Genomic DNA, 25,387 nt, shown 5'->3' on the forward strand with positions numbered 1-25,387 from the left:
TCCGCGGCTCCGTTGACCGCCCGGCCAAACGTCCCCGGCCGGACCCGGTTCCTCTCAGGCGGCCTCGCGCTCCGGCTCGAACACGTCGATGCGGAAGAGCCGGTCGAGATTGCTGCCCGTCAGCGGCCGGCCGAGGGCCGCGCCGAGCATGGCCTGCGGGCGGAAGGCTTCGTCCGGCGCCTCGAAGAGCAGGCTGCGCAGGCAGAGGATGTCGGCCGAGGGTGCCACCTGCTGCAGGCGGACGGCCAGACCCTCCAGCGCCGCATGCGTCAGGTCCTGCAGGATGCCGTTCAGCACCACGAGGTCGAAGGGACCTTCGGGGATGTCCTCGGGCACGCGGCCATGGCGGAACTCGGTCCGCGCGAAAGGATAGGGCTCGGACCGTGCCTGGATCAGAGCACCGGGATCCGCGTCCAGACCGACGTAGTGGTCGCACCGAACGGAGAGACCGCGCGCAAGGAGCCCTGTGCCGCACCCCAGTTCAAGCACGCGGCGATAGTGCTGCCGGGGCAGGAAGGCCAGTGCCTGTCCGAGCATCCGGCGTTGCGGGAAGCTCAGCGCCACCGTGGGGTTGCCTGCAATGTCGAGGCGGCGGTCGAGGCTCTGGGCCAGCGTCAGTGTCATGGTCGTCTCTCCGGATTGGGCTGCAGGCCTGCGGGATCTGCGGCTGCAGCTATCCAATCCTTTTGGGGAGGCGACGTTCCGACGCGCGCCCGAAAGGAGGTGATTGTTGCATCGAAGACGCATGTTCCACCATCAGTTGTGGAATTTCTTGTCAGGGTTGCCGCACCGGACGAGGCCCCTGCTCGTCCCCTCCTTCCAGATAATCATGCACATAGACCTCACGCACCATGGCGAGCGACAGGGCTGCCAGCGGAGTGGCCAGCAGCAGGCCCATCAGGCCGAACAGGACCCCCAGCAGAAGCTGTGCCGAGATGATGAGCACGGGCGGCAGCGACACCTGCTCCTTCTGGATGAGGGGCGTGATGAGGTAGCTCTCGAGCGTCTGGACGGTCAGGAACACGGCGAGCACCATCCCCACCTGCCCCCATCCGTCAGGCATGGCGAGAAGCAGCGCCGGAACCGCAGAGATCACCGGCCCGATGTTCGGGATGAAGGTGAGAAGCGCCGCGATCAGGCCCAGGATGAAGGCGAGCGGAATGCCGATCAGCCACAGGCCGAGCCAGGTCAGCACTCCGACCACGCTCATCGAGAAGATCTGCCCGCCGAGCCATCCCCGCAGCGTGCGGTCGGCGGTCCGCAGCACTTCCTCGCCCCGTGGACGCAGCTCGGGGGCAAGCAGGGCCCGCATTCCCCGGCGATAGAGCGCGGGGTCGATCGCGGCGTAGAGGCCGATGAAGAGGATGATGACGAAGTTGCCCAGAGCGCCGAAGGTCGCGCTGACGGCCGTCGACGCGAAGCCGCCCTCGGCCGACATCAGGCGCGAGGGGGTCAGCCGCGACAGGAGGGTCGAGCCCCAGCTGTAGCCCGAGATCCTGTCGCGGAGCGAGTCCAACGCGGGCGGAAGCTGCCGCGCGAGGGCGTCGGCCTGATCGAGCATCGCTGGCGCGAAGGCGAGAAAAGCGCCGAAGAGCACGACGAGCCCGAGGAGGATGAAGACCGCAATGGCCGGTCCGCGGGGCAGGCCGGTGAGGGAAGAGACAAGCCCTGCACCAGCCGACAGGAACACCCCGAACAGGATGCCGGCGAAGATCACGAGCAGCACGTCTGCAGCCACGAGGATCAGAAGCGCCAGCATCAGTGCCAGCACCAACAGGGAGACCGTGCGCCGGCTCATCATTCCTCCGTTCCGGGTGCGGAGGGGTCTCCGCAGGACGATGGAACGTGCAGGCGCACGACCTGTTCCGACCATCGAGAGCGGGACGCGAAGGCATCGTCACGACAGGACGGGATGAGCCACCGCCACTGGACGCCGACTGCTCCGGCCGCTCACCCCGGAAGGACGTGCCGGCGGCGGACGCTGTCGGGCCGGCCAGGCAGGCTCAGGCGCGCATCGTTCCGCGCCTTTTCCGCAATCACCCGTCCCCTGGCGATGACGCTGAGCCGGTCGGGCCGCAGCCGCAGCGCCTCGACCGGGTCGCCCGCGTCCAGCACCACCAGCGACGCCGGCGCGCCTTCACGCAGGCCGTAGTCCAGCCCCATGATTCTCGCGTTCACCTCCGTCACCATGTCGAAGCAGCGCCGCATCTCGGCCGGGTGGGTCATCTGTGCGACATGGAGCCCCATGAAAGCCACGTCCAGCATGTCTGCCGTGCCCATCGAATACCATGGGTCGAGCACGCAATCCTGCCCCCAGCCGACGGTGATGCCATGGGCCTGCATCTCCTTCACCCGCGTCAGTCCCCGGCGCTTCGGGAAGGTGTCGTGTCGGCCCTGAAGCACGATGTTGATCAGCGGATTGGGGATCGCGGCCAGTTCGGCCTCGGCCATCAGCGGCAGGAGCTTCGAGACATAGTAGGTGTCCATCGAATGCATCGAGGTCAGGTGGCTGCCCGCCGCCCTGCCCTGCAGGCCGGTGCGGATCACCTCGGCCGCCAGCGTCTCGACATGGCGGCTGAGGGGATCGTCGGTCTCGTCGCAATGCAGGTCCAGCATCAGCCCGCGCGCCGCCGCGATCTCGCAGAGGTCGCGCACCGAGGCCGCGCCGTCCTGCATGGTGCGCTCGAAATGCGGGATGCCGCCCACCACGTCCACGCCCATGTCGAGCGCGCGCATCAGGTTGTGCCGGGCCGAAGGGTCGCGGTAGAGCCCGTCCTGCGGGAAGGCCACCAGTTGCAGGTCCATCCAACCCTTCACCTGCTCGCGCACCTCCAGCAGCGCCTGCACGCCCAGCAGCCGATCGTCGCAGACATCGACATGCGAGCGGACGGCCAGCAGCCCCATGCTCGCCGCCCAGTCGCAATAGGCGAGCGCGCGCGAGACCATCTCCTCTACCGTGACGATCCGCTTCAGTTCCCCCCAGAGCGCGATGCCTTCCAAGAGCGTGCCGGACGCATTCACCCGCGGCAGACCGTAGGAGAGCGTCGCATCCATGTGGAAATGCGGATCGACGAAGGGCGGGCTGACGAGGTCTCCGCTGGCGTCGATCACCCGGGCCGCCTCGGCCTCGAGCCGGCCCACGGCGGCGATGCGGTCGCCGCGGATACCGATATCGGCCACGGTGCCGTCAGGCAGCGTGCCCCCCTTGACGATCAGGTCGAACATCAGCGTTCCCCCCTGTTGAATGGCTGCATCAGCGCCGCGGGCACCTCGGCACGGCGCGACATGAGGACGAGAGCGGCGATGGAGAGCGCATAGGGCGCCATTAGGAACAGCTGATAGGGTACGACCTGCCCGATGGGTGTCTGTTGCAGCCGCACCTGAAGCGCGTCGAAGGCCGCAAAGAGCAGCGCGCCCAGCACCGCCTTGCCCGGCCGCCACGCGCCGAAGACCACCAGCGCGATGCAGATCCAGCCGCGGCCGTTGACCATCTCGAAGAAGAAGCTGGAGAAGGCAGAGAGCGTCAGGAACGCGCCCCCCACCGCCATCAGCCCCGATCCGACCACGACGGCGCCGATCCTGAGCCCGGTGACCGACAGCCCCTGCGCATCGACCGCCGAGGGGTTCTCGCCGGCCGCCCGCAGCGCAAGTCCGAGCGGCGTCCGCCAGAGGACGAGTGCCGTCAGCGCCGCCACCACGAAGGCCGCATAGGTCAGCGGCGTCTGCGCGAAGAGCGCGGGTCCGATGAGCGGGATCTGCGAGAGGCCCGGCACCGCCCAGACGGCGAAGGGCTCGATCTTCGGCGGGCTCGTGACCTCGGGCAGGATCAGCCGGTAGGCGAAGTAGCTGGTCGAGGTGGCAAGCAGCGTCACCCCCAGCCCCACCACATGCTGCGAGAGCCCGAAGGGCACCACGAGCACGGCGTGGAGGAGGCCGAAGAGCATCCCGGCCGCCATGGCGACCGCCACGCCCTCCCAGAGCCCGGCCCCCGCCCAGACCGCGATCCAGCCGGAAAAGGCGCCGATCGCCATGATCCCCTCGATCCCGAGGTTCAACACGCCCGCGCGTTCGCAGATCAGTTCGCCCATGGTGGCGAAGATCAGCGGAGAGGCGATGCGGACCGCCGCGGCCCAGAAGGTCGCGGAGAGAAGGATCTCGAACAGCGTGCTCATCTCCGGGTGTCCCTCTGGAGGTCGAAGGGCTGGCCTTCAGGCGGGAGGCCCCGTCCCCGGAGGATGTGCAGGACCATGTCGACCGCGCCCCTCATCCGCGCACCACCCGGAACCGGATCAGAAGGATTGCCAGCACCATGAAGAGGAGCGAGGTGGCGAGCAGCATGTCGGCGATGTAGGTGGGCACGCCCGCGGCCCGGCTCATGCTGTCGGCGCCCACGAAGACGCCCGCGACGAAGAGCGCGGCCGGCACCACCGCCAGCGGATTGAGCAGCGCGAGCATGGCCACGATGATGCCGGTGTAGCCGAAGCCCGGGCTCAGATCGAGCGTGAGGTGGCCCTTGAGTCCCGCCACCTCGGAGAAGCCCGCGAGCGCTGCAAGGCCGCCCGAGAGAAGCGCGGTCTTGACCAGCACCCGCTCGACCGGAATGCCCGCGAAGCGCGCGGCGCGCGGGTTCAACCCCACGGCCCGCATCTCATAGCCGAGCGCGGTACGCCGCTCGACCACCCAGACGGCGACCGAGGCGATCAGCGCGAGCCCGAAGCCCCAGTGGAGCCTGAGCCCGTCCACGATGCGCGGCAGACGCGCCTCCTTGGCGAGCGGCGCCGACTTGGGCCAGCCCATCCCCATCGGGTCCTTCAGCGGCCCTTCGAGCAGGTAGCTCACGAAGAGCAGCATGATGAAGTTGAAGAGGAGCGTCGTCACCACCTCGTCCACGCCGAAGCGGGTCTTGAGCGCGACCGGCCCGAGGAGGACGAGCGCGCCCGCAGCCATGGCAGCGAGCGCCATCAGCGGCAGGACGAGCGGGCCGCCCACTGCACCCGTGCCCAGCAGCACGGTCACGATGGCGCCGGCATAGAGCTGCGCCTCGGCCCCGATGTTCCAGAGCCGGGCGCGAAAGGCCACCGCCACGGCAAGCCCCGTGAAGACGAGCGGGGTCGCCCGGTTGAGCGTCTCGAGCGCCGCGAACTTCGAGCCGACCGCCCCCTTCACGATCAGCCCCAGCGTCGCGAGCGGATCGGCCCCCGCCGCGGCGGCGAGGCCCGAGGCCACGACGATGGTGGCGAAAAGCGCCGCCGCCGGCAGGCCAGCCCGACGCAGCGCCGAGGGGTTGGCGACAGGCTCAAGCCGCATCGGCGAACCCGTGGCCGGCCATCCAGAGGCCGAGCTCGGCCTGACTCATCGTGCCGCGGGCGAAGCCGGGCGAGAGCCGCCCTTCTGACATGACATGAACAGTATCGGACAAGGACATGATTTCATCCAGATCTTCCGAGATGAGGATGACCGCGGCCCCCTCATCCCGCGCCTTCAGCAGGCGGGAATGCACATAGGTGATGGCCCCGATGTCGAGGCCCCGCACCGGCTGGTTGGCGAGAATGATCCGGGGGCCGGGCTCGAGCACGCGACCGAGGATCAGCTTCTGCATGTTGCCCCCCGACAGCAGCCGGATGCGCGTCTCGGGACCGGGACAGCGCACGTCGTACGTGGCGATGATGCTCTCGGCGAAGGCGCGGGCGGCGCGCCAGTCCATCCAGCCGCCCTTCGCGAAGCGCGACCGGTAGCCTTCGAGAATGGCGTTCTCGGTCAGGGTGAAGTCGGCGATGGTGCCGGTGGAATGCCGATCCTCGGGGATGCGCGCGATGCCCGAGGCCACGGCCGTTCGCGGCGTCCACCGGACCACCTCGACCCCGGCGAGTTCGAGCCGCCCCTCCTCGGGCCGCACAAGGCCCGAGACGAGGTCGGAGAGCGCCGCCTGCCCGTTGCCGGACACGCCCGCAAGGCCCGTGATCGTGCCCGCGCGCAGATCGAGGCTCACGCCGCGCAGGCCGGTGGCCGAGCCCTGGGCCGGCGTCGTCACCCGGTCGAGCCGCAGGAGCACCGCGCCGGGTTTCGGCGGAGCGACGGCGGGCGGCACGATCTCCTCGCCCACCATCAGCGCGGCCAGCCGGTGCCGGTCGGTCTCGGCGGTGGCCACCTCGCCCACCACGCGCCCGTGCCGCAGCACCACGCAGCGGTCGGCCACGCCCATCACCTCGTGCAGCTTGTGCGAGATGAAGATGATCGAGAGCCCCTTCGCCACCGCGAGCTTCAGCGTGCGGAAGAGCGCCTCGGTCTCCTGCGGGGTCAGGACGGCGGTCGGCTCGTCCAGGATCAGGATGCGCGCGTCGCGGTAGAGCGCCTTCAGGATCTCGACCCGCTGCCGCTCGCCCACCGAGAGCGTGGCCACCCGCGCGTCGGGATGAACCGCAAGGCCGAAGTCGCGCGAGAGCGCCTCGACCCGCGCGCGGGCCGCCCTCTTGCCGAGGCTCGGCCGCCAGAGCGGCGCGGTGCCCAGCAGGATGTTCTCGAGGACGGTCAGGTTGTCGGCCAGCGTGAAATGCTGGTGCACCATGCCCACGCCCGCGGCGAGTGCGGCCCGCGGATGGCCGGGCGGAAGCGGCTGGCCGAAGACCTCGACCGTGCCCTCGTCGGCCACATAATGGCCGAAGAGGATGTTCATCAGCGTGGTCTTGCCTGCGCCATTCTCGCCCAGAAGGGCTACGACCTCTCCCCTGCGGAGGGAGAGGTCGATGCCGGCATTGGCCAGAAGCGCCCCGAACCGCTTCGTGATCCCGGAGAGGCGCAGGACGACCGGGTCGCTCACGAGGATTTCGGCTCGTTATCGTCGATGCCCACGGTGAAGGAGCCGTCCTTGATCGCCGCCTCGCGCTCGGCCACGAGCTTCATGGCTTCTTCCGGCACCTTGCCCTCGAAGGTGCCAAGCGGCGCGAGCGACGAGCCGCCCTCCTTCATGAAGGAATAGACGCCGTAGTCGGCGGCGGTGAAGGTCCCGGCCTGCACCTCGGCCACCGCCTTGTCGAAGGTCGGCTCGAAATGCCAGAGCGCCGAGGCCACCACCGTGTCGGGATAATCGGCCTGCGTGTCGATCACGTTGCCGATGGCCAGCACGCCGCGCTCCTTGGCCGCATCCGAGACCCCGAAGCGCTCTGCATAGAGCAGGTCCGCGCCGTTCTCGATCATCGCGAAGGCGGTCTCCTTGGCCTTCGGCGGATCGAACCACGAGCCGATGAAGCTGACCTGGAAGGTCACGTCGGGCTTCACCTCGCGCGCACCCGCCATGAAGGCGTTCATCAGGCGGTTCACCTCGGGGATGGGGAAGCCGCCGACCATGCCGATGTTGCCCTTGGTCATGGATCCGGCAATGATGCCGGTCAGATAGGCCGCATCCTGGATGTAATTGTCGAAGACGGCGAGGTTTGGCACCGACTCGTCGGCGGGCAGGCTCGACCCCATCAGGAAGGCCACGTCGGGATATTCGGCCGCGACTTCGCGGGCCTCCTGCTCGACGCCGAAGATCTCGCCCACGATCAGCTTCACGCCGCTCTCGGCATATTCGCGCATGACGCGCGGGTAGTCGGTATTGGCCACGTTCTCGGTGAAGCTGTAGTCCACCCGGCCCGCGGCCTGCGCGGCCTCGGCGGCCTTGTGGATGCGGCTGACCCACTGCTGCTCGACCGGCACCGTATAGATGCCCGCGACCTTCAGCGCCTCCTGCGCGCGCAGTCCCTTCGGCAGGCTGGCCACGGCCAGTGCAGCGCCTCCGGCCATCAGAAGCCCGCGCCGCGTCGTCGCGAATCCCGTCATGTCACCCTCTCGCCCTGTTGGAAGTCGTTTCGCGCGACCGTAGGCCGGAGGTGCGCGGCGGGCAAGACCGCGGCCCCTGCCCGAAAGTCGGGCCTCGCGCTCGGATTCCTTACAGCCTGATCAATGCGCGAAAAATTTGTTACCTGCTCCGGTTAGGGAACTTGCCAGAATCCGTTTTCGGCCTTTAGCTGACACTAATAGCCGCTCCGGCACCGGGTTTCCGACCGGAAGAACGGCATTCGGGACGATAACAACCGGGAGAAGTTCCTATGACCATGAAACTTGCACTCGCCGCTTCGGTGAGCCTTGCCGCAATGGGCGCAGCCTCGGGCGCCCTTGCGCAGAGTGCCGAACTTGTCGAGGCCGCCAAGGCCGAAGGCATGCTGACCACCATCGCCCTGCCGCACAACTGGTGCGGCTACGGCGATGTCATCGCCGGCTTCAAGGCCAAATATCCCGAGATCACCGTCAACGAGCTGAACCCCGACGCGGGCTCGGCCGACGAGCTCGAGGCGATCCGCGCCAACAAGGACAACACCGGCCCGCAGGCGCCCGACGTCATCGACGTGGGCCTCGCCTTCGGTCCGCAGGCGAAGTCCGAAGGGCTGATCGTGCCCTACAAGGTCGAGACCTGGGACGAGATCCCGGACGAGGTCAAGGACGCCGAGGGCTACTGGTACGGCGACTATTACGGCGTGATGTCCTTCGGCGTGAACACCGACATCATCTCGGAAGTACCGAAGAGCTGGACCGCGCTGCTCGACAGCCAGTATGCCAACGCCTTCGCGCTGGCGGGCGATCCGCGCGCCTCGAACCAGGCGATCCTGTCCGTGATGTCCGCAGGTGTCGCGGCGGGCGCCGAGCCGGGCGAGGGCTCGGGGCAGAAGGGTCTCGAGTTCTTCTCGGAACTGAACAAGGCCGGCGGCTTCGTGCCGGTGATCGGCAAGGCCGGCACCATCGCCCAGGGCCAGACCCCAATCGTCGCCGCCTGGGACTACAACCTGCTGTCCTGGCGGGACGAGCTGAATGGCAACCCGCCGATCGAGGTGATCATCCCCGAGGGGCCGAGCCTTGCCGGCGTCTATGTGCAGGCGATCTCGGCCTTCGCGCCGCATCCGAATGCGGCGAAGCTCTGGATGGAGTATCTCTACTCGGACGAGGGCCAGCTCGGCTGGCTGAAGGGCTACTGCCACCCGGCGCGCTTCAACGCGATGGTCGAGGCCGGCAAGGTGCCGCAGGAAATGCTCGACGCGCTGCCGCCGGCCGAGGGCTACGCCCGTGCCGTCTTCCCGAGCGTCGAGCAGCAGGAGGCCAACAAGGCGGCCGTGACGGCCGGCTGGGACGGCGTCGTCGGCGCGAACGTGCAGTGACGTGAACCCGGGGCCCCGCCCGTCTGGCGGGGCCTCTCCTTCGGCCGATCCGGCCGGCAAACCCGACCGCGCGGCCTGCTTTCGATCCGGTGGCGCCCGTCACCGAACGCACCGAACCTCCGCCCTCCGGCGGAGATCATCCCGCCCGACGGATCCCATATGACAGACCTGCCCCCGCAGAGCGCCGGACGCCGGATCTCGCTGCCGCTGAACTGGTTCGGCGTGGCGCCGTTCCTGCTGTTCGCGCTGCTGTTCCTGATCCTGCCCACGATGCACATCGTGCTCGGCGCCTTCCGCACGCCCTCGGGCGACTTCACCCTCGCCAACATCCGCGGGATCTTCACCTCCTCGATCATGAGCGCCTTCTGGATCTCGATCCGGATCAGTCTGCTGACCGCCTTCCTCGGCTGCGTCGCGGGCTTCCTGATCGCCGCGGCCGTCACGCGCGGAGGCCTGCCCGGCCCGCTGCGCGGCGCGCTCCTGACCTTCTCGGGCGTGGCCTCGAACTTCGCGGGCGTGCCCCTCGCCTTCGCCTTCATCGCGACGCTGGGGCGGCTCGGCTTCCTCACGGTGATCCTGCGCGAGTGGTTCGGCTTCAACCTCTATGGCACGGGCTTCAACCTGATCAGCTTCCTCGGGCTGACGGTGACTTATCTCTACTTCCAGATCCCGCTGATGATCCTCATCATCACCCCGGCCCTCGACGGGCTGAAGCGCGAGTGGCGCGAGGCGGCCGAGACATTGGGCGCAACCGGAGCGCAATACTGGCGCATGGTGGCGCTGCCCGTTCTCTGGCCCTCGTTCCTCGGCACCTTCGCGCTGCTCTTCGCCAATTCCTTCGGCGCGGTCGCCACCGCCATGGCGCTCACCGGCTCGTCGCTGTCGATCGTGCCGATCATCCTCTTCGCGCAGATCCGCGGCGACGTGCTGCAGGATCCGCACCTGGGCTACGCCATCGCCTTCGGGATGATCCTGCTCACGGGTCTCGCGAACCTCGTCTACATCGTGCTGCGCACGCGGGCCGAGAGGTGGGTGAAATGAGATCGGCCAAGCTCTGGTCCTGGATCGCGCTGGCTGCGGGCATCCTCTACTTCTTCCTGCCGCTGATCGGCATGTTCGAATTCTCGCTGAGGGCGCGGCGGGGCGAATACAGCTTCGACGCCTATGCGAGCGTTCTGGGCGACCCGCAGTTCCGCGCGACCTTCGGCTATTCGGTGCTGATGGCGCTTCTGACCATCGTCTTCGGCGTCCTTCTCGTGGTGCCAACCGTCTTCTGGGTCCGGCTGAAGCTGCCAAGGTGGCGCCCGGTGATCGAGTTCATCACGCTCCTGCCGCTGGTGATCCCGCCCATCGTCATCGTCTTCGGCTACATCCGGCTCTACAACACCTCGAGCTGGCTGCCGCTGACCGGCTCGGCCATGGGCACGAACCTGCTTCTGATGTTCGGCTACACGATGCTGGCCCTGCCCTACATGTATCGCGCCGTGGATACGGGGCTTCGGACCATCGACGTCCAGACCCTGACCGAGGCCGCGCAGAGCCTCGGCGCGGGCTGGATCACGATCCTCGCGCGGCTGATCCTACCGAACGTGCTGGTCGCGGTCCTGTCGGGGGCCTTCCTCACCTTCGCGATCGTGATTGGCGAGTTCGTGCTGGCGGCGCTGCTGAACCGCCCGGCCTTCGGCCCCTACATGGTCTGGATGGGCGCGAACAAGGCCTACGAGCCTGCCGCGCTGGCCGTGATCGCCTTCGTCGTAACCTGGGCCTGCATGGCACTGATCCAGCTCGTGACCCGCCTCTCCGCCCACACACGGGCCCAACGCAGATGAGAAGGAACGCAGCCTGATGGCCTTCCTGGAGATCGCCCGGCTGGAGAAATCCTTCGGCCCCCTGCGCGTCGTGCGCGACTTCAACCTCTCGGTCGAGCAGGGCGAGTTCATCTCGCTGCTCGGCCCCTCGGGCTGCGGCAAGACCACGGTCCTGCGCATGGTGGCGGGCTTCGAGGCGCCCGACCAGGGCGCCATCCGCATCGACGGCCGGGACGTCGTCCGCCAGCGCCCGAACGCGCGCAAGATCGGCATGGTCTTTCAGGCCTATGCGCTCTTTCCGAACCTGACGGTCGCGCAGAACGTGGGCTTCGGTCTCCGGGTTGCAGGCGTGCCACGGGCCGAGGCTGCAGCGCGCGTGGCCGAGATGCTGGCGCTGATCGGCCTGCCCGATCTCGGGGCGCGCTATCCGTTCCAGCTCTCGGGCGGGCAGCAGCAGCGCGTGGCGCTGGCCCGGGCGCTGGCGGTGCGGCCGCAGGTGCTGCTCCTGGACGAGCCGCTTTCGGCGCTCGACGCGAAGATCCGGGTGAGCCTGCGGACCGAGATCCGGGCCATCCAGCAGCGGCTCGGGATCACCACGATCTTCGTGACCCACGATCAGGAAGAGGCGCTCTCGATGTCCGACCGGATCGTGGTCATGAACGGGGGCATCGCCGAGCAGGTCGGCACGCCCTTCGAGATCTACAACCGTCCGACGACAAAATTCGTGGCGAATTTCGTGGGCACGATCAGCACGCTGGTGGCCGAGGTCGAGGATCCGGGCAGCGGCGCGGTCCGGGTGGCGGGGCAGACCATCCGCCTGCCCGAGCCGCTCGACGCCCCCCGCGGCGGCCGCATCGGCCTCGCGCTGCGCCCCGAGGCGCTGCATCTGGGCGCAGGCGACGGGCGCGACACGATGCTGCCCGCCACCATCGCCGACGTGCAGTTCCTCGGCAGCGTGATCCGCCTGCAACTCCACACCGGCGGAACGACGGTCGCGCTCGATACGTTCAACCGCCCTGACATGCCGCCGCCGCAGGTCGGCGCCCACACGCAGGTGAGCTTCGCCGCCCGCGACGTCATCGTGCTCGAGCACTGAGGCCGCTCCGGGGGGAACCCGTCGCGCCCCGCCGGCCTTCCTTCGCAAAGGGGAGGCGGCGATGGACAGACGGATCATCCTGGACGGGCTGGTGGAATTCGAGACGCTCGCGCTCCGCGGCGGCATCCGGATCGAGCTTTCGGAAGAGGACGAGCGGCTGACGGTCGTGACCGAGTTCGAGGAGGCCGATCCGGCCTCGCCGGCAGGGTTCGGGCTGCTCGACCTGCGGCAGGAGTTCGAGGCCCGTGAGCGGCTCTGCGAGGCAGGGGTCGTGATCAGTGCCGGCGGCATGTATGCGGCCTGCGTGGCGGGCCGTCTCGGTCGCTACGTCGTGGAACGCCTGGTTGAGGTGCAGGACGCCGAAGGCACCGTGCAGGAGCGGCTTGCCGCCGCACGGGATTGCCTTCTTCGCCATGCGGACGACCATGAGCAGGAAATGCGGCAGGCGCTGGTGCGCTGCGCCTTCCTCGGCCGGACTCTGGCCGGCTGAGCGGCGCGCCCTAGCTCTGGCCGGCAGGCAGGAGGACCCTATGCGATTGACCACGCGTGACTTCGACCGGACGGAGCGCCCGCTCCGCTTCACCGAACTGGGCTTTGGTTCGGCCCCGCTCGGCAACCTCTACCGCGCCATTTCGGACGAGGAGGCGCAGTCGCTGCTCGAACGCGCCTGGGCCGGCGGCGTGCGCTACTTCGACACGGCGCCGCTCTACGGATACGGGCTCGCCGAGGAGCGGCTGGGCCGGTTCCTCGCCCGCCATCCGCGCGAGGATTATGTGCTCTCGACCAAGGTCGGCCGGCTCCTGCGGCCGGTCGACCCCGGCGAGACGCGCGACGGGATCGGCAAGTTCTTCGAGGTCCCCGAGCGGAAGGAGCGGTTCGACTACGGCTATGACGGCGTCATGCGCTCGCTCGAGGCCTCGCTCGACCGGCTCGGTCTCGACCGGGTGGACGTGCTTTACGCCCATGACCTCGACCTCTTCACCCATGGCTCCGAGGAGGCGCTGGGGCTCAGGCTGCAGGAGTTCATGGAAGGCGGCTACCGGGCCCTCGTCGAGCTGCGCGACCAGGGCGTGATCTCGGCCTTCGGCGCGGGCGTGAACGAGTGGCAGCCCTGCGAATGGCTGGCCGAGCGCGGGGACTTCGACCTCTTCCTCCTCGCCGGCCGCTACACCCTGCTCGAGCAGGAGGCACTCGAGACCTTCCTGCCAATGGCGCAGGAGCGTGGCATCGGCATCGTGATCGGCGGACCCTACAACTCGGGGGTGCTGGCGACGGGACCGAAGCAGGGCTCGTTCTACGACTACCGGCTGGCCCCGCAGGCTGTGCTCGACCGGGTGGCGCATATCCACACGATCTGCGAGCGTTGGGGCGTGCGGATGTTCGAGGCGGCCTTCCAGTTCCCGCTCCGCCATCCTGCGGTGCTCTCGGTCATCCCCGGCGCGCAGTCGGTGACGGAAGTGATGGAGAACCGGATCGCGGCCGATGCCGAGATGCCCGAGGGCCTCTGGACCGACCTGAAGGAGGCGGGCCTGCTGCGCGAGGATGCCCCGGTCTAAGCCGCAGGCGCGCCCCGGACATCAGGGACGTCAGGCGCACGCCGCTTTCATTCTCGCACAAATATCCCCGCCGGAGGCTCCGACACCGGCTTTGCACGCTGGCGGTGCCGGGCGGGGGCGCCGTCTCAGATCTGCTTCTCGGGCAGGTAGACCTTCAGCCCGTCGAGCGCATCGCTCACCTTCAGCTGGCAGGTGAGGCGCGAGCGGACGGGATCGGGCTCCCAGGCGAAGTCGAGCATGTCCTCCTCCATCGCCTCCTTCTTCGGCAGCTTGTCCACCCAGGCGGCATCGACATAGACGTGGCAGGTCGAGCAGGCACAGGCGCCGCCGCAATCCGCGTCGATGCCCGGCACGCCGTTGTCCCGCGCCCCTTCCATCACGGTCAGGCCGCTGGCCACGTCGATCACATGCTCGGTTCCGTTGAATTCGACATAGGTGATTTTCGCCATCTTCGTCTCGCTCTTCCTGCCTGGCAGTTCCGCCCGAGGCTTAGGCCAATCCCGCGCGCTTGGCCAGAGGCCGGCACTTGCCACCTGCAGCCCGCGAGCTTATGTTCTTCTTATGTTCTCACGCCCCCTTCCCTCGGCCGACTGGCTCGGCCTCAGCCCCGCACCGGGCAGCTGGCCGCGCCCGCCGCGGGCCATCCCCGCAGGCCGGCTGGACGAGCCGCCTTCCGGGGCGCGGGTGGTGGTGGCGGGGCTCGTGCTCGTGCGCCAGCGGCCGGGGACGGCGAAGGGCGTGATCTTCCTCACCCTCGAGGACGAGACCGGGGTGGCCAATGTCGTGGTCTGGGCCGGCATCTACGAGCGTTTCCGCCGGGCGGTGATCGCCGGGCGTCTGCTGCGCGTGACGGGGCGGCTCCAGCGCGAGGCGGGCGTGGTGCATGTGGTGGCCGAGGGGATCGAGGACATCTCGCACCTGCTCGACCGCCTGCTTGCCGAGGACTTCCGCCCCGACGGCACCCGCGCCGGCGACCAGCCATAGGCCCGGCCGGGCCGAGCCTGCGACCGGCCCGCCCTTTCCCCGCAGCGCGTCTTGCGGCATTCTCCGGCCCCGGCCGGACAGGAACCCGCCGGACAGGAAACCCGATGACGCGCCTTCCCCTCCTCCTCTCGCTCGTTCTGCTGCCCGCCTGCCAGGGTCCCGCCATGCCGGATCCGCCGCGGATGCCGGATCTCTCGCTGGGCCTCCGCCCGGATCGGCCGGAAACCGAGGCGGGCATCTGCTGGGCCAGCGACAAGGACCTGTGGTTCCGGGCGCCCTGCCCCGAGGAGATGACCGCCGACCGGATCGCCACGCTTCAGCGGGCGCTGGAGGTCCGCGGCTTCCGGTCCGGCGAGATCACGGGCGAGATGGACAGGTCAACCCGTGACGGCATCCGCAAGCTGCAGGCACCGCTTGGGCTCGACAGCGACCGCCTGTCGCTCGACGCCGCGCGATACCTCGGACTGGTGCCGATCGAGATCGACCTGCCAGATCCACAGCCGGAGCCGGAGCCCGAAGCGGCCGAGGAAGCACAGCCGGCCCCGGACGAGCCCGAAACCCAAGACGCACCCGAGGATACAGCCGCCAGCTGAAGCCTGCGTCCTGACGCAGGAGAGGGCGCCCGGGATCTTCGCCCGCCCTTCAGGCGACAGTCTTGCCCCTGTAGCGGTGCGACCGTCCCTCCATGCACGCGCGCAAAGGGTTCGGGAGGCAGACAGACGGACCTCTGGCGGAGCCGGCTGCCCTCGCATCTCGGGGCGTCGCCGAAGCACAAAATAAGAAGCCCCGGCCTGCCGGCCGGGGCAATGGTCGCGAGAGCACCGCAGGACCACCCTTCGGCAGCCCCAGGATGTCACTCGGTAATCGTGAGGGCCACGAAGCGCGGATCCCCTCCACGCCGGATGAGAAGGAGGAGCGACTTCCGCCCGGCCTCCCGTGCCTCCTCGACCCGGTCCTGGAGATCCTTGATCGTCGCCACCTTCTGCTGACCGGCCTCGGTGATCACGTCGCCCTCGCGAAGCCCCTTGGAATAGGCTTCGGACGCCGGATCGACTTGGGTCACGGCAAGTCCCTCGGTGCCGGGCGCGAGCCCGAACTCGTTCACCTGTTCGGCGGTGAGCGGCGCCACGGTCAGGCCCAGTAGATCCGCCGTCGAGGGCTCGGCCGGGCCGCTGTCGCCCGGAACGACCGCATCCTCGCCCTCGGCCTCTTCCCGGCGCCCCAGCACGATCGAGAGCGTGCGGGTCTTGCCCTCGCGCATGACGATCACGCGAACCGCCTCTCCGATCGGCGCATCGGCCACACGGCGCACGAGATCGCGGGTATCGGCGACCGGTGCGCCGTCGAAGGTCACGATCACATCGCCCGACTGCATGCCCGCGTCCTTCGCCGGACCGTCCGGAACATCCGTCACCAAGGCGCCCTTGGACTCGGTCAGGCTCATCGCCTCGGCCACGTCGGGCGTCACGTCCTGGATGCGCACGCCGAGCCATCCGCGGCGCGTCTCGCCGAATTCGCGCAGCTGCTGGACGACCTTGACCACCACGTTCGCGGCCATCGAGAAGCCGATGCCGATCGAGCCGCCATTGGGCGACAGGATCGCGGTGTTCACACCGATCACCTGACCGTCCATGTTGAACAGCGGCCCGCCCGAGTTGCCGCGGTTGATCGCAGCGTCGGTCTGGATGTAGTCGTCATAGGTCCCCGACAGCGCCCGGTTCCGGGCCGAGACGATGCCCGCCGATACGGAGAAGCCCTGCCCCAGCGGGTTGCCCATCGCCACCACCCAGTCGCCCACGCGCGCGAGATCCGAATTGCCGAAGCTCACGAAGGGAAGCGGCTTGTCGCTCTCGACCTTCAGTAGCGCGATGTCGGTCTTGGGGTCGGTGCCCACGAGCTTCGCCTCGAGCTTGTTGCCCGAGAAGAACTCGATCTGGATGTCGTCGGCGCCTTCGATGACGTGGTTGTTCGTGACGATGTAGCCGTCTTCGGAGATGACGAAGCCCGACCCCAGCGCCTCGGACCGGCGCGGCCCCTCGTTGCGGTTCTGCGGGTCCATGAAGTCGCGGAAGAAGTCCTCGAACGGCGATCCCTCGGGCACGAGCGGAGAGTTCTGCGTCGGTGCGGCAACCACGGTGGAGGTGGTGATGTTCACCACGGCCGGGCTGATCTTCTCGGCGAGACCGGCGAAGCTGGCCGGAGCGCCTTGCGCATGGCCCGACACGGCCTGCACGAGCACCAGCCCCATGCCCAGCATCAGCGCGAGAAAGAGGCGCCAAGCGGCAATGGGCACCGGTTCGGCCCGGCAGGCGAGGGAAATGGCGTGAGACTGCACACCCGACTCCTTTCGAAATATCTGGTCGCCCGCCTGCAGAGTGGGCGCCCGGGGACGACAGTCGGGCAAGACGCGCCGCAATGCAAATGGCGCGTTCACCCGTAAAGCGCATGTGATGCTCTGCCGGCAGTGGACTGCCGGCAGGCAGCGCTCATTCGGTTGCCGGTGCGGGTGCGCCGGGGGCCGAAGCCACCGATCCGGTGGACGGCGCCTCTGGCGCCTGTCCGGTCTGTTCGCCCTCCGCGTCGCCGCCGCCCTCCGCCTCCGGCCCCGGCGCCAGAGAGGCCGGCGCGCTGCCGAGCGGCCCGCCTTCGGGCGCCTGGTCGGTGCGGAGATACTGGAAGAACTCGCTGTCAGGCTGCATCACGATAGACGAGCCGCCGCCCTGAAGGGCGCGCTCGTAGGAGGTGAGCGAGCGGGTGAAGGCGAAGAACTCCGGATCCCGGCCGAAGGCATCGGCATAGATTCCGTTGCGCTGCGCATCGGCTTCGCCTCGGATCACCTCTGCCTGCCGCCGGGCCTCGGAGGTGACCTCGACCACGGTCCGGTCGGCTGCGGCGCGGACGCGCTGCGCCGCCTCGTTGCCTCGTGCGATCTCGTCCGCCGCCTCGCGCTCGCGCTCGGCCCTCATCCGGCCGTAGGTGGCGGCGAGGTTCTGCTCGGGCAGGTCGGTCCGCGTCAGGCGCACGTCGATGACGTCCACCCCCAGGGCCTGCGCCTGCCGCCGCGCGAGGTCGCGGATCTGGTTCATCAGGACCGTCCGGTCCTCGGAGAGGACGCGGATCGAGGGCACGCCACCAAGGACCTCGCGGATTGCGGGGCTCATGATGCGCTGAAGGCGTGTCTGCGCCGCGTCGATCCCGCCGACGCCCACGGCCTCGCGGAACTCGACCAGATCCACGATCCGCCAACGTGCGAAGGCATCGACCACAAGGCGGCGGTCGTCCAGCGGCGTCACCTCGATCGGCTGCGTGGGCAGGCCGAGGATGCGGTCGTCGTAGCGCACGACCTCCTGGATCAGCGGGATCTTGAAGCCGATGCCCGGCTCTTCCTTCACCGCCTTGACCTGGCCGAACTGAAGGACGAGCGCCTTTTCCCGCTCGTCCACGATGAAGATCGACGAGAAGCCCACCGCCACGAGGATCGCGAGGACGGGAAGGATGAGAGAACTGCGGTTCATCAGTTGACCTCCCCGGTCGTCGCCGATCCGTCGCGCGGAGCGGTCTGGTTCCGGCCCAGTTCGTTCAGCGGCAGGTAGGGCACCACGCCCGATCCGCCCTGACCGTTCACCCCGTCGAGGATCACCTTGTCCATCGAACCGAGCACCTTCTCCATCGTCTCGAGATACAGGCGGCGACGGGTGACGTCGGGCGCCTTCACATATTCATCGTAGATCGAGATGAACCGGCTCGCTTCACCCTGGGCGTTGTTCACGACCTCGGCGCGGTAGCCTTCGGCCTGTTCGGTCAGTCGCGCGGCCTCGCCGCGGGCCGCCGCCGTCACGCGGTTGGCATAGGCGTCGGCTTCCTTCTCGAGACGGTCGCGCTCCTGCTGGGCGGCCTGCACTTCGCGGAAGCTGTCGATGACTTCCTGCGGCGGGTCGGCCTTGTCGAAGTTGACGCGGACGACATTGATGCCGGCCTGATAGCTGTCGAGCGTGGTCTGCACCGCCGCAAGCAGATCCGAGGCGATGATGCCGCGGTCGCGGTTGAGGATCGGCGAGAGCTCGGACCGGGCGATGATGTCGCGCATGGCCGCTTCCGAGACCGCACGGATCGTGTCCGAGGGATCGGCGAGGTTGAACAGGAATTGCGCCGGATCCGAGATATTCCAGACCACCTGGAACTCGATATCCACGATGTTCTGGTCTCGCGTCAGCATCAGCCCGTTGTCGGTGTCGCCGCCGCGGCCGGTGCCGATGTCGGTGGTCCGTTCGCCGGTCACCTGCACCACCTCGGCCGTCACGAAGGGCCAGGGCGCGAAGTTGAGGCCGGGATCGCCGATCGCGTTGAACTCGCCCAGGAAGAGCTCGACAGAGCGCTCCTCGGGACGCACGGTGTAGAAGGACATGAAGGCCCACAGGCCCGCGATCGCAAGTGCGCCAAGGGCAAGCCCCTGCCGGGTAAAGAGCGGCCCCATCGGATTGCCGCCGTTCCCTCCTCCGCCGCCGCGTCCGCCGTTCGGACGGCCCCTGCCGCCCATGAGAACGCGAAGCTGCTCCTGGCCCTTCTTCACGATCTCGTCGATCTCGGGGATCTGGGACCCGTCACCGCCGCCGGGACGCCGCCCGCCACGGCCGTCACGCCCGTCCCTGTCGCCGCGATCTCCTCCGCCTCCGCCCCAAGGTCCTCCGTTGGACATATAACCCTTTCCCTTTTCCTTGCCTGCCGCCTTAACTGGTCATCCGAAAAGCAAATTCAAGCCGTGCGGACCGGTTTGCGCAGGGTCACGAGTTCCTCTGCCATCGTCGGATGGACCGCGACCGTCCGGTCGAAGTCCTCCTTCGTGGCCCCCATCTTCACCGCGATGGCGGCCAGCTGGATCATCTCGCCCGCATTCGGAGCGACGATGTGACAGCCCAGAACCTTCCGGCTGGACTGGCTCACGATCAGTTTCATCAGCACGCGGTCGGGCCTGCCGGCAAAGAGCGACTGCATCGGCCGGAAGGCCGCCGCATAGACCTCGATGGGTTCCTGCTCGCGCGCGGCCTCTTCGCTGAGCCCGACCGAGCCGAGTTCGGGCTGGGTAAAGACGGCCGAAGCCACGAGCTCGTGATCCGCCGTGCGCGGCTCTCCCTTGAAGATCGTGTCGGCAAAGGCATGGCCCTCGCGGATCGCGACGGGCGTGAGGTTGATCCGGTCGGTCACATCGCCCACCGCATAGATCGAGGGCACCGAGGTCTGGCTCCAGTCGTCCACCGGGATCTGACCCTGACGGCCAAGGTCGATACCCAGCGCCTCGAGGCCGAGCCCCGCCGTGTTCGGCCGCCGTCCGGTGGCATAGAGCACGGCACCGAACTCGCGGTCGGATCCGTCGGTGGTCACCGCGCGGACGCCGGTGTCGGTCTTCTCGAGCCGGATCACGTCGGTTCCGCATTTGATGTGGATGCCGCGGTCGATCATGGCAGAGGCCACATGGCCGCGCGCCTCGTCGTCGAAGCCACGCAGGATCTGCGCGCCGCGGTAGAACTGGCAGACCTCGACCCCGAGCCCGTGCAGGATGCAGGCGAACTCGCTGGCGATGTAGCCGCCGCCCACCACGAGGATCGACTTCGGCAGGCTCTCGAGCTTGAAGACGTCGTCCGAGGTCATGGCCAGCTCGCAGCCCGGGAAGTCCGGAACGAAGGGCCGGCCGCCGGTGGCGATCAGGATGTGCCTGGCCGTCACCTTGCGGCCCGAGGCCAGTGCCACCGTATGCGCGTCGGCCACCGTCGCGCGCTCGTCGAAGATCTCGACCCCGGCAGAGGTCAGGCCCGAGCGGTAGGCTGCCTCGAGCCGGTCGAGCTCGCGATCGAGGTTTCCGCGGAACCGCGGCCAGTCAAAGCCGCCGATAGACGCCTCCCAGCCATAGGCACGGGCATCCTCGACCGCGTCCGGATAGCCCGAGGCGAAGACCATCAGCTTCTTCGGCACGCATCCACGGATCACGCAGGTGCCGCCCATCCGGCTCTCCTCGGCGAGTGCGACCTTCGCGCTCCCTTCCGACGAGGCGATGCGGGCGGCGCGCACGCCACCGGAACCGCCGCCGATGACGAACAGGTCGTAGTCGAAGGCCAAGGTCACTCTCCCAGGTCGGCGAAGATGTTGCGGGCGTCGTCAAGGTTCACCCGGCCGTCCTCGGCCAGCCCCGCCTGCAGGTCGCGGACCGTGACGCGGCCGTCGCCATGACCCACCACCACCATGTCGCAAATGTCGATGAAGAGCCCGTTCTCGACCACGCCGGCGATCTGGTTCAGCGTCATGGCAAGCTGGCGCGGCTCGCCGATGCGCTTGAGGTGCAGGTCGAGGATGTAGTTCCTTTCGTCGGTGAGCAGCGGCGCATCGCCCGACATGCGCAGCGTCACCTGCCGGTCAAGGACGTCCATGCCCACCAGCGTCTCCTCGATCAGGAGCTTCGTGCTCTGCCAGCCGAAGGGAATGACCTCCACCGGCAGCGGGAAGGCCCCGAGCTGCGCGACCTCCTTCGCGGCATCGGCGATCACGATCATCCGGTCCGAGGCGGTCGCCACGATCTTCTCCTGCAGGAGCGCCGCGCCGCCGCCCTTGATCAGGTTGAAGTCCGCGTCGAACTCGTCGGCACCGTCAATGGTGAGGTCGAGCCACTTCGCCTCGTCGAGCGTCACGACCGGGATGCCGAGGTCGCGGGCGAGTTCGGCGGTGCGCGTCGAGGTCGGCACGCCCTGCACGCGCAGCCCCTCCTCACGGACGCGCTCGGCCAGGCATCGCACCATCCACGCCGCCGTCGAGCCGGTGCCGAGACCCAGCTTCATGCCGTCCTGCACGAAGTCCACGGCGCGGCGGGCTGCCGTGAACTTGGCGGTATCGATGGGGGAAAGTTCTGCGGGCATCCTCTGTCTCCGGTGGTCGCCACCCGGTTATAGGGACGAAGCGCATGCCATGCGAGGGGAAAGCTGCGGGAGTCCGCATCGGGGATCGCATGCAACACTTGAAAAAAATCGAAATTCGATGCATCCTGAACGCACATTTTCACGTTTCCCTTTTCAACCAGACCTTGTTGCGGGATCCTCAGCCATGAATGCTTCCAGCCAGACCGGCCCGTCCCTGCTGCGCCCCGACCGCCGCACCGGCCCCGATTTCTCCGACGCCATCCTCTGCGAAGCTGCCTGTCAGGCGATCGTGGATTCGCTGCGCGGCGAGGGTCCCCTGGCCTGCGGCGGACGCGACCCGCGCGAGAACTGAGGCCGAGCGACGGGTCTCGCTGAATCCGCGCCGATGCGTACCGAAAGTCGTCCCTGCAGGCGCCGTCGTCGCGCCAGTCACGACGTCGGGACGCCTGTCACAAGGCCTCCTGAACGGTCGCGACGTCCGCCCGATCCGCGAGCATGGCGCGAATTGCGGCACGACGTCGCTTTCAGCCTGTTCCGCGGCAGCCTGTCGCACCTATCTAGGAAGCAGCGCCCCTGCCCGAGGTCCATCCATGTTCCTGTCCGTCTTCGACATCTTCAAGGTCGGTGTGGGCCCGTCCTCGTCGCACACGATGGGGCCGATGGTGGCGGCCGGGCGCTTCCTCGACCGCCTTCGGTCCAGCCCCTTCCACGCACACGGCCTGCGGGCCTCGCTTCACGGCAGCCTCGCCTTCACCGGCGTCGGCCATGCGACCGACCGCGCGACGATCCTCGGCCTCGCCGGCTTCGAGCCGGGCAGCTACGACGCCGAGCGAGCGGAGCAGGCGCTGGCATCGATCCGGGCCGACCGGCGCATCGAGGCTCCGGGACTCGGCCGGCTGCGCTTCGACCCCGAGAAGGATCTCGTCTTCGACTATGGCCAGGCCCTGCCCGGCCATGCCAATGGCATGCGGATCGAGGCGACCGACGCCCAGGGCGACGTGCTGCTCTCCGAGGTCTACTATTCCGTGGGCGGCGGCTTCGTGCTGACCGAGACGGAGCTGGCCGATGCGAAGTCCGACCGTCCCGCCCCCGGACCGGCCGTGCCCTTCCCCTTCGAGAGCGCCGAGCAGATGCTCGGCATGGCCGAGGCCTCGGGCCTGTCCATCGCCGCGATGAAGCGCGCCAACGAACTCGCCTTCCGCAGCGCATCGGACCTCGACCGCGGCCTCCGGCGGATCTGGCAGGTCATGGACGACTGCATCGAGCGCGGCATGGCCACCGGCGGCACCCTGCCGGGCGGCCTGCACGTCCGGCGTCGTGCGAAGGGCATCCGCGAAGCGCTGCTGGCCGAACGCGGCCTGAACATGACCGCTCCGCATACGATCAACGACTGGATGAGTCTCTATGCGATGGCCGTGAACGAGGAGAACGCGGCCGGCGGGCAGGTGGTCACGGCGCCCACGAACGGCGCTGCGGGCGTGGTGCCGGCGGTGATCCGCTACTGGCTCGACCATGTGCCCGGCGCGAGCCCGTCGAAATTGCCGGACTTCCTGCTCACAGCCTCGGCGGTCGGCGGTCTCGTCAAGCACAACGCCTCGATCTCGGGCGCGGAATGCGGTTGTCAGGCCGAGGTCGGGTCCGCCGCCGCGATGGCCGCAGCCGGCCTCGCCGCCGTCCTCGGAGGCTCGCCCGCGCAGGTCGAGAATGCGGCCGAGATCGCGCTGGAACATCACCTCGGCATGACCTGCGACCCGGTCCGCGGCCTCGTGCAGGTGCCCTGCATCGAGCGGAACGGGCTCGGCGCGATCAAGGCGGTTTCGGCTGCAAGCCTCGCCATGCGTGGCGACGGCGAGCATCTGGTCAGCCTCGACGTCTGCATCGAGACGATGCGCCAGACCGGCCGCGACATGAACGAGAAATACAAGGAGACGTCGCTCGGCGGCCTTGCCGTCAACGTGCCGAACTGCTGAGGGCCGCGCACACGGCGCGACGCCCGCCAGGAAAGAAGCAGATCAAGATGCCCCCTCGCGCCTGCGAAGATCAACTGGTGCGCCGGATTGCGGATCCGATCTGCCCGGCCTCCTGCCAGTTCGTCCGGTTCCGACACCCCGCGGGACCTGAGACAGCGCCCGCCACTGGACGCGCGTCCTCCTCCGCGCTACGCGATCGCCATGACCGCCTCGTCTGACCGCATCCTTCCCGGCGTGGCGCTGATGATCGCCTTCTGCGTCCTCGCGCCGCTGCTCGACGTCTGCGCCAAGCTCGCCTCGGCGACCATTCCGGTAGGGCAGATCACCGGCGCGCGTTTCCTCGTGCAGGCCGTGCTCATGCTGCCGGTGGTCGCACTGATGCGCACCGGCTGGCGGATGAGCCGGCGGATGGCAGGCTTCGTCCTGCTGCGGGCGGTCTTCCTCATCCTCTCGACCTACAGCTTCGTGGCCGCGGTGACGGTCATGCCGATTGCGGACGCGCTCGCCATCGCCTTCGTCGAACCGTTCATCCTGCTCATGCTCGGCCATGTCCTCTTCGGCGACGAGGTGGGGCCGCGCCGGATCGCCGCAAGCATCGTGGGCTTCGGAGGGGCGCTGCTCGTGATCCAGCCGTCGCTTGCGGCCTTCGGGCCGGTCGCGTTCTGGCCGCTCGGCACGGCGGTGTTCTTCGCCTTCTACATGCTCGTCACGCGGCAGATGTCGCGGGCCATGCATCCGGTGACGATGCAGCTTCATACGGCCCTCGCCGGCGTCCTCGTGATGGTGCCGGTCCTCGCACTGGGCGAGCTTGCGGCCATTCCATCGCTCGATCCCGTCCGGCCCGAGGGACATGCATGGGCCTTTCTCGTCGGCGTCGGGTTCTGGGCCTCCGCCAGCCACATCTGCATGACCTATGCGCTGAAGTTCGCCCCCTCGGCCACGCTGGCGCCGCTCCACTATCTCGAGATCGTGGCCGCGGTGACGCTCGGCTACCTGGTCTTCGGCGACTTCCCGAACCCGCTCACCTGGGCGGGGATCGGCGTGATCTCGGCCTCGGGCCTCTACATCATCCACCGCGAGCGGATCGCGGCGCGCGTCCTGCCCACGCCGGCACCAGCGCCCTGAGGGCCGCGTCGAGGCGCGTCCTCGGCAGGATCACCAGCATCCCCGGGCGGTCGAAGGAGAGCCGCACCTCGCTCTCCGACACGGCGTTCGAGGTGCCGATGCGCCCGTCGGGCGCAAAGTCGATGCCGTCGATCGGCCAGCGCAGCCCCCGGCTCTCGCCCCTCACGGGGGCCAGCGGGAAGAGCGACAGCCGGTCGCCCACGCCCAGCCGCAGGCGGAGGTCGGGCGGCGCGTGGAAGAGCACGTCCTGCGGCCCGACGAGAAGACAGACCGGCTCCTTCCGCCGCACCAGCACGTTCATCACCGCAAGCCCGTGGTCGATCCGCGCACCGGCGACGCCCAGCGCCAGCACGAAGGGCGCCTCGATGTTGCGGAGGCACTTGTCGAAGTCGGTCGTCTCCTGCTCGGGAAGGTGATGCACGCGTGCGCCGAGCGACTCGCGGCCGTGCTCCGACAGCGAATCCATGTCTCCGATCACGGCCTCCGGCACCCGCCCGAGTCGCAGCGCACTGTCGGCGCCACTGTCCGCCGCCACGAGATGCGGCGCCCGCGCCAGCGAAAGCGCCAGATCGCGCCGCGTGACCGGCCCTCCGGCCACGAGCGTGACACCTTCCGTCGATTTAACAATGGGCTGCGTCATTACGATACTGTATGTTAGGGGTTGTGGAGTTATGCCCGCCCGGAGCCATAATCAATCCTTCAAATCACCCAAGTCCTATCGTCATTTGGCAGCGCGAGGGGCTGCCCCGAAATCCAGA

25 protein-coding genes are annotated in these 25,387 nt (G+C 68.6%); 11 read left to right on the plus strand and 14 right to left on the minus strand.

Annotated features, from left to right (window positions below):
* Positions 1-54: 54 nt before the first annotated feature.
* From ACTVZP_RS09065 to ACTVZP_RS09095, 7 genes are all read right to left on the minus strand, one after another.
* Entirely contained in the window at positions 55-624 is a 570-nt protein-coding gene (locus tag ACTVZP_RS09065; RefSeq protein WP_443211820.1) for a methyltransferase domain-containing protein, read from the minus strand.
* A gap of 151 nt (positions 625-775) precedes the next feature.
* Entirely contained in the window at positions 776-1,798 is a 1,023-nt protein-coding gene (locus ACTVZP_RS09070) for an AI-2E family transporter (RefSeq protein ID WP_443211821.1), read from the minus strand.
* Between the two features lie 152 nt (positions 1,799-1,950).
* Complete coding sequence (locus ACTVZP_RS09075) at positions 1,951-3,225, minus strand: amidohydrolase family protein (RefSeq protein ID WP_443211822.1); 1,275 nt, start codon at positions 3,223-3,225, stop codon at positions 1,951-1,953.
* The gene (locus ACTVZP_RS09080) at positions 3,225-4,172 is read right to left on the minus strand and encodes an ABC transporter permease (RefSeq protein ID WP_443211823.1); all 948 of its coding nucleotides are present in this window, start codon (positions 4,170-4,172) and stop codon (positions 3,225-3,227) included. Before ACTVZP_RS09080 ends, ACTVZP_RS09075 begins: the two co-directional genes overlap by 1 nt.
* Before the next feature lie 91 nt (positions 4,173-4,263).
* The gene (locus tag ACTVZP_RS09085; RefSeq protein ID WP_443211824.1) at positions 4,264-5,307 is read right to left on the minus strand and encodes an ABC transporter permease; all 1,044 of its coding nucleotides are present in this window, start codon (positions 5,305-5,307) and stop codon (positions 4,264-4,266) included.
* Complete coding sequence (locus tag ACTVZP_RS09090) at positions 5,297-6,817, minus strand: ABC transporter ATP-binding protein (protein ID WP_443211825.1); 1,521 nt, start codon at positions 6,815-6,817, stop codon at positions 5,297-5,299. The genes ACTVZP_RS09085 and ACTVZP_RS09090 overlap by 11 nt, the downstream gene beginning before the upstream one ends.
* Positions 6,814-7,818 (minus strand): BMP family protein, encoded by a 1,005-nt coding sequence (locus ACTVZP_RS09095; protein ID WP_443211826.1) that lies wholly within the window; start codon positions 7,816-7,818, stop codon positions 6,814-6,816. Before ACTVZP_RS09095 ends, ACTVZP_RS09090 begins: the two co-directional genes overlap by 4 nt.
* A gap of 269 nt (positions 7,819-8,087) precedes the next feature.
* Between ACTVZP_RS09095 and ACTVZP_RS09100 the strand changes: the two genes are divergently transcribed.
* The 6 genes from ACTVZP_RS09100 (at position 8,088) to ACTVZP_RS09125 (ending at position 13,648) form a co-directional block, all read left to right on the plus strand.
* Positions 8,088-9,188 (plus strand): ABC transporter substrate-binding protein, encoded by a 1,101-nt coding sequence (locus ACTVZP_RS09100; protein ID WP_443211827.1) that lies wholly within the window; start codon positions 8,088-8,090, stop codon positions 9,186-9,188.
* Positions 9,189-9,347: 159 nt separating this feature from the next.
* On the plus strand, positions 9,348-10,229 hold the full coding sequence (locus tag ACTVZP_RS09105; protein ID WP_443211828.1) for an ABC transporter permease: 882 nt from the start codon (positions 9,348-9,350) through the stop codon (positions 10,227-10,229).
* Positions 10,226-11,017, plus strand: coding sequence for an ABC transporter permease (locus tag ACTVZP_RS09110; protein ID WP_443211829.1), 792 nt, complete (start codon positions 10,226-10,228; stop codon positions 11,015-11,017). Before ACTVZP_RS09105 ends, ACTVZP_RS09110 begins: the two co-directional genes overlap by 4 nt.
* Positions 11,018-11,033: 16 nt before the next feature.
* Positions 11,034-12,092: an ABC transporter ATP-binding protein gene (locus tag ACTVZP_RS09115; protein ID WP_443211830.1), complete on the plus strand. Its 1,059-nt coding sequence runs from the start codon at positions 11,034-11,036 to the stop codon at positions 12,090-12,092.
* 61 nt (positions 12,093-12,153) lie between these two features.
* Positions 12,154-12,582 (plus strand): hypothetical protein, encoded by a 429-nt coding sequence (locus tag ACTVZP_RS09120; protein WP_443211831.1) that lies wholly within the window; start codon positions 12,154-12,156, stop codon positions 12,580-12,582.
* Positions 12,583-12,622: 40 nt separating this feature from the next.
* Positions 12,623-13,648 (plus strand): aldo/keto reductase, encoded by a 1,026-nt coding sequence (locus ACTVZP_RS09125; RefSeq protein ID WP_443211832.1) that lies wholly within the window; start codon positions 12,623-12,625, stop codon positions 13,646-13,648.
* A 125-nt stretch (positions 13,649-13,773) separates the two neighbouring features.
* Here the strand turns inward: ACTVZP_RS09125 and ACTVZP_RS09130 are convergent, their stop codons facing one another.
* The gene (locus tag ACTVZP_RS09130; protein WP_443211833.1) at positions 13,774-14,097 is read right to left on the minus strand and encodes a 2Fe-2S iron-sulfur cluster-binding protein; all 324 of its coding nucleotides are present in this window, start codon (positions 14,095-14,097) and stop codon (positions 13,774-13,776) included.
* 112 nt (positions 14,098-14,209) lie between these two features.
* On the opposite strand from ACTVZP_RS09130, the gene ACTVZP_RS09135 reads away from it, so the two are divergent.
* Entirely contained in the window at positions 14,210-14,632 is a 423-nt protein-coding gene (locus tag ACTVZP_RS09135) for an OB-fold nucleic acid binding domain-containing protein (protein WP_443211834.1), read from the plus strand.
* Positions 14,633-14,736: 104 nt separating this feature from the next.
* Entirely contained in the window at positions 14,737-15,225 is a 489-nt protein-coding gene (locus tag ACTVZP_RS09140; protein ID WP_443211835.1) for a peptidoglycan-binding domain-containing protein, read from the plus strand.
* Positions 15,226-15,485: 260 nt separating this feature from the next.
* On the opposite strand, the gene ACTVZP_RS09145 is transcribed toward ACTVZP_RS09140, so the two are convergent.
* From ACTVZP_RS09145 to rpiA, 5 genes are all read right to left on the minus strand, one after another.
* Positions 15,486-16,967, minus strand: coding sequence for a DegQ family serine endoprotease (locus ACTVZP_RS09145; RefSeq protein WP_443211836.1), 1,482 nt, complete (start codon positions 16,965-16,967; stop codon positions 15,486-15,488).
* A gap of 151 nt (positions 16,968-17,118) precedes the next feature.
* On the minus strand, positions 17,119-18,147 hold the full coding sequence (hflC, locus tag ACTVZP_RS09150) for a protease modulator HflC (protein WP_443211837.1): 1,029 nt from the start codon (positions 18,145-18,147) through the stop codon (positions 17,119-17,121).
* Positions 18,147-19,328 (minus strand): FtsH protease activity modulator HflK, encoded by a 1,182-nt coding sequence (gene hflK, locus ACTVZP_RS09155; RefSeq protein ID WP_443211838.1) that lies wholly within the window; start codon positions 19,326-19,328, stop codon positions 18,147-18,149. Before hflK ends, hflC begins: the two co-directional genes overlap by 1 nt.
* A gap of 56 nt (positions 19,329-19,384) precedes the next feature.
* On the minus strand, positions 19,385-20,743 hold the full coding sequence (gene gor / locus ACTVZP_RS09160) for a glutathione-disulfide reductase (RefSeq protein WP_443211839.1): 1,359 nt from the start codon (positions 20,741-20,743) through the stop codon (positions 19,385-19,387).
* A gap of 2 nt (positions 20,744-20,745) precedes the next feature.
* Positions 20,746-21,534 carry a ribose-5-phosphate isomerase RpiA gene (gene rpiA, locus ACTVZP_RS09165; protein ID WP_443211840.1) on the minus strand — a complete coding sequence of 263 codons (789 nt, stop codon included), beginning with the start codon at positions 21,532-21,534 and terminating at the stop codon, positions 20,746-20,748.
* 184 nt (positions 21,535-21,718) lie between these two features.
* Here rpiA and ACTVZP_RS09170 point away from each other — a divergent pair, with 184 nt between their 5' ends.
* From ACTVZP_RS09170 to ACTVZP_RS09180, 3 genes are all read left to right on the plus strand, one after another.
* Positions 21,719-21,886: a hypothetical protein gene (locus tag ACTVZP_RS09170; protein WP_443211841.1), complete on the plus strand. Its 168-nt coding sequence runs from the start codon at positions 21,719-21,721 to the stop codon at positions 21,884-21,886.
* Between the two features lie 238 nt (positions 21,887-22,124).
* Positions 22,125-23,504, plus strand: coding sequence for an L-serine ammonia-lyase (locus ACTVZP_RS09175; protein ID WP_443211842.1), 1,380 nt, complete (start codon positions 22,125-22,127; stop codon positions 23,502-23,504).
* 201 nt (positions 23,505-23,705) lie between these two features.
* Complete coding sequence (locus tag ACTVZP_RS09180) at positions 23,706-24,629, plus strand: DMT family transporter (RefSeq protein WP_443211843.1); 924 nt, start codon at positions 23,706-23,708, stop codon at positions 24,627-24,629.
* On the opposite strand, the gene ACTVZP_RS09185 is transcribed toward ACTVZP_RS09180, so the two are convergent.
* Positions 24,571-25,269: a thiamine diphosphokinase gene (locus tag ACTVZP_RS09185; protein WP_443211844.1), complete on the minus strand. Its 699-nt coding sequence runs from the start codon at positions 25,267-25,269 to the stop codon at positions 24,571-24,573. The genes ACTVZP_RS09180 and ACTVZP_RS09185 overlap by 59 nt on opposite strands.
* Between the last annotated feature and the right edge of the window lie 118 nt (positions 25,270-25,387).

This window comes from Rhodobacter sp. NSM (genome assembly GCF_052244495.1).
Lineage (GTDB): Bacteria > Pseudomonadota > Alphaproteobacteria > Rhodobacterales > Rhodobacteraceae > Cereibacter_A.

Bases quoted from the DNA above. Each gene is read 5' to 3' on its own strand.
- ACTVZP_RS09170 (WP_443211841.1), top strand. From the start codon at position 21,719: ATGAATGCTTCCAGCCAGACCGGCCCGTCCCTGCTGCGCCCCGACCGC.
- ACTVZP_RS09185 (WP_443211844.1), bottom strand. From the start codon at position 25,269: ATGACGCAGCCCATTGTTAAATCGACGGAAGGTGTCACGCTCGTGGCC.
- ACTVZP_RS09070 (WP_443211821.1), bottom strand. From the start codon at position 1,798: ATGAGCCGGCGCACGGTCTCCCTGTTGGTGCTGGCACTGATGCTGGCG.
- hflK (WP_443211838.1), bottom strand. From the start codon at position 19,328: ATGTCCAACGGAGGACCTTGGGGCGGAGGCGGAGGAGATCGCGGCGAC.
- rpiA (WP_443211840.1), bottom strand. From the start codon at position 21,534: ATGCCCGCAGAACTTTCCCCCATCGATACCGCCAAGTTCACGGCAGCC.
- ACTVZP_RS09100 (WP_443211827.1), top strand. From the start codon at position 8,088: ATGACCATGAAACTTGCACTCGCCGCTTCGGTGAGCCTTGCCGCAATG.
- ACTVZP_RS09085 (WP_443211824.1), bottom strand. From the start codon at position 5,307: ATGCGGCTTGAGCCTGTCGCCAACCCCTCGGCGCTGCGTCGGGCTGGC.
- ACTVZP_RS09110 (WP_443211829.1), top strand. From the start codon at position 10,226: ATGAGATCGGCCAAGCTCTGGTCCTGGATCGCGCTGGCTGCGGGCATC.
- ACTVZP_RS09130 (WP_443211833.1), bottom strand. From the start codon at position 14,097: ATGGCGAAAATCACCTATGTCGAATTCAACGGAACCGAGCATGTGATC.
- ACTVZP_RS09115 (WP_443211830.1), top strand. From the start codon at position 11,034: ATGGCCTTCCTGGAGATCGCCCGGCTGGAGAAATCCTTCGGCCCCCTG.
- ACTVZP_RS09075 (WP_443211822.1), bottom strand. From the start codon at position 3,225: ATGTTCGACCTGATCGTCAAGGGGGGCACGCTGCCTGACGGCACCGTG.
- ACTVZP_RS09080 (WP_443211823.1), bottom strand. From the start codon at position 4,172: ATGAGCACGCTGTTCGAGATCCTTCTCTCCGCGACCTTCTGGGCCGCG.
- ACTVZP_RS09095 (WP_443211826.1), bottom strand. From the start codon at position 7,818: ATGACGGGATTCGCGACGACGCGGCGCGGGCTTCTGATGGCCGGAGGC.
- ACTVZP_RS09120 (WP_443211831.1), top strand. From the start codon at position 12,154: ATGGACAGACGGATCATCCTGGACGGGCTGGTGGAATTCGAGACGCTC.
- ACTVZP_RS09180 (WP_443211843.1), top strand. From the start codon at position 23,706: ATGACCGCCTCGTCTGACCGCATCCTTCCCGGCGTGGCGCTGATGATC.
- ACTVZP_RS09125 (WP_443211832.1), top strand. From the start codon at position 12,623: ATGCGATTGACCACGCGTGACTTCGACCGGACGGAGCGCCCGCTCCGC.
- ACTVZP_RS09140 (WP_443211835.1), top strand. From the start codon at position 14,737: ATGACGCGCCTTCCCCTCCTCCTCTCGCTCGTTCTGCTGCCCGCCTGC.
- hflC (WP_443211837.1), bottom strand. From the start codon at position 18,147: ATGAACCGCAGTTCTCTCATCCTTCCCGTCCTCGCGATCCTCGTGGCG.
- ACTVZP_RS09105 (WP_443211828.1), top strand. From the start codon at position 9,348: ATGACAGACCTGCCCCCGCAGAGCGCCGGACGCCGGATCTCGCTGCCG.
- ACTVZP_RS09065 (WP_443211820.1), bottom strand. From the start codon at position 624: ATGACACTGACGCTGGCCCAGAGCCTCGACCGCCGCCTCGACATTGCA.
- ACTVZP_RS09135 (WP_443211834.1), top strand. From the start codon at position 14,210: ATGTTCTCACGCCCCCTTCCCTCGGCCGACTGGCTCGGCCTCAGCCCC.
- ACTVZP_RS09175 (WP_443211842.1), top strand. From the start codon at position 22,125: ATGTTCCTGTCCGTCTTCGACATCTTCAAGGTCGGTGTGGGCCCGTCC.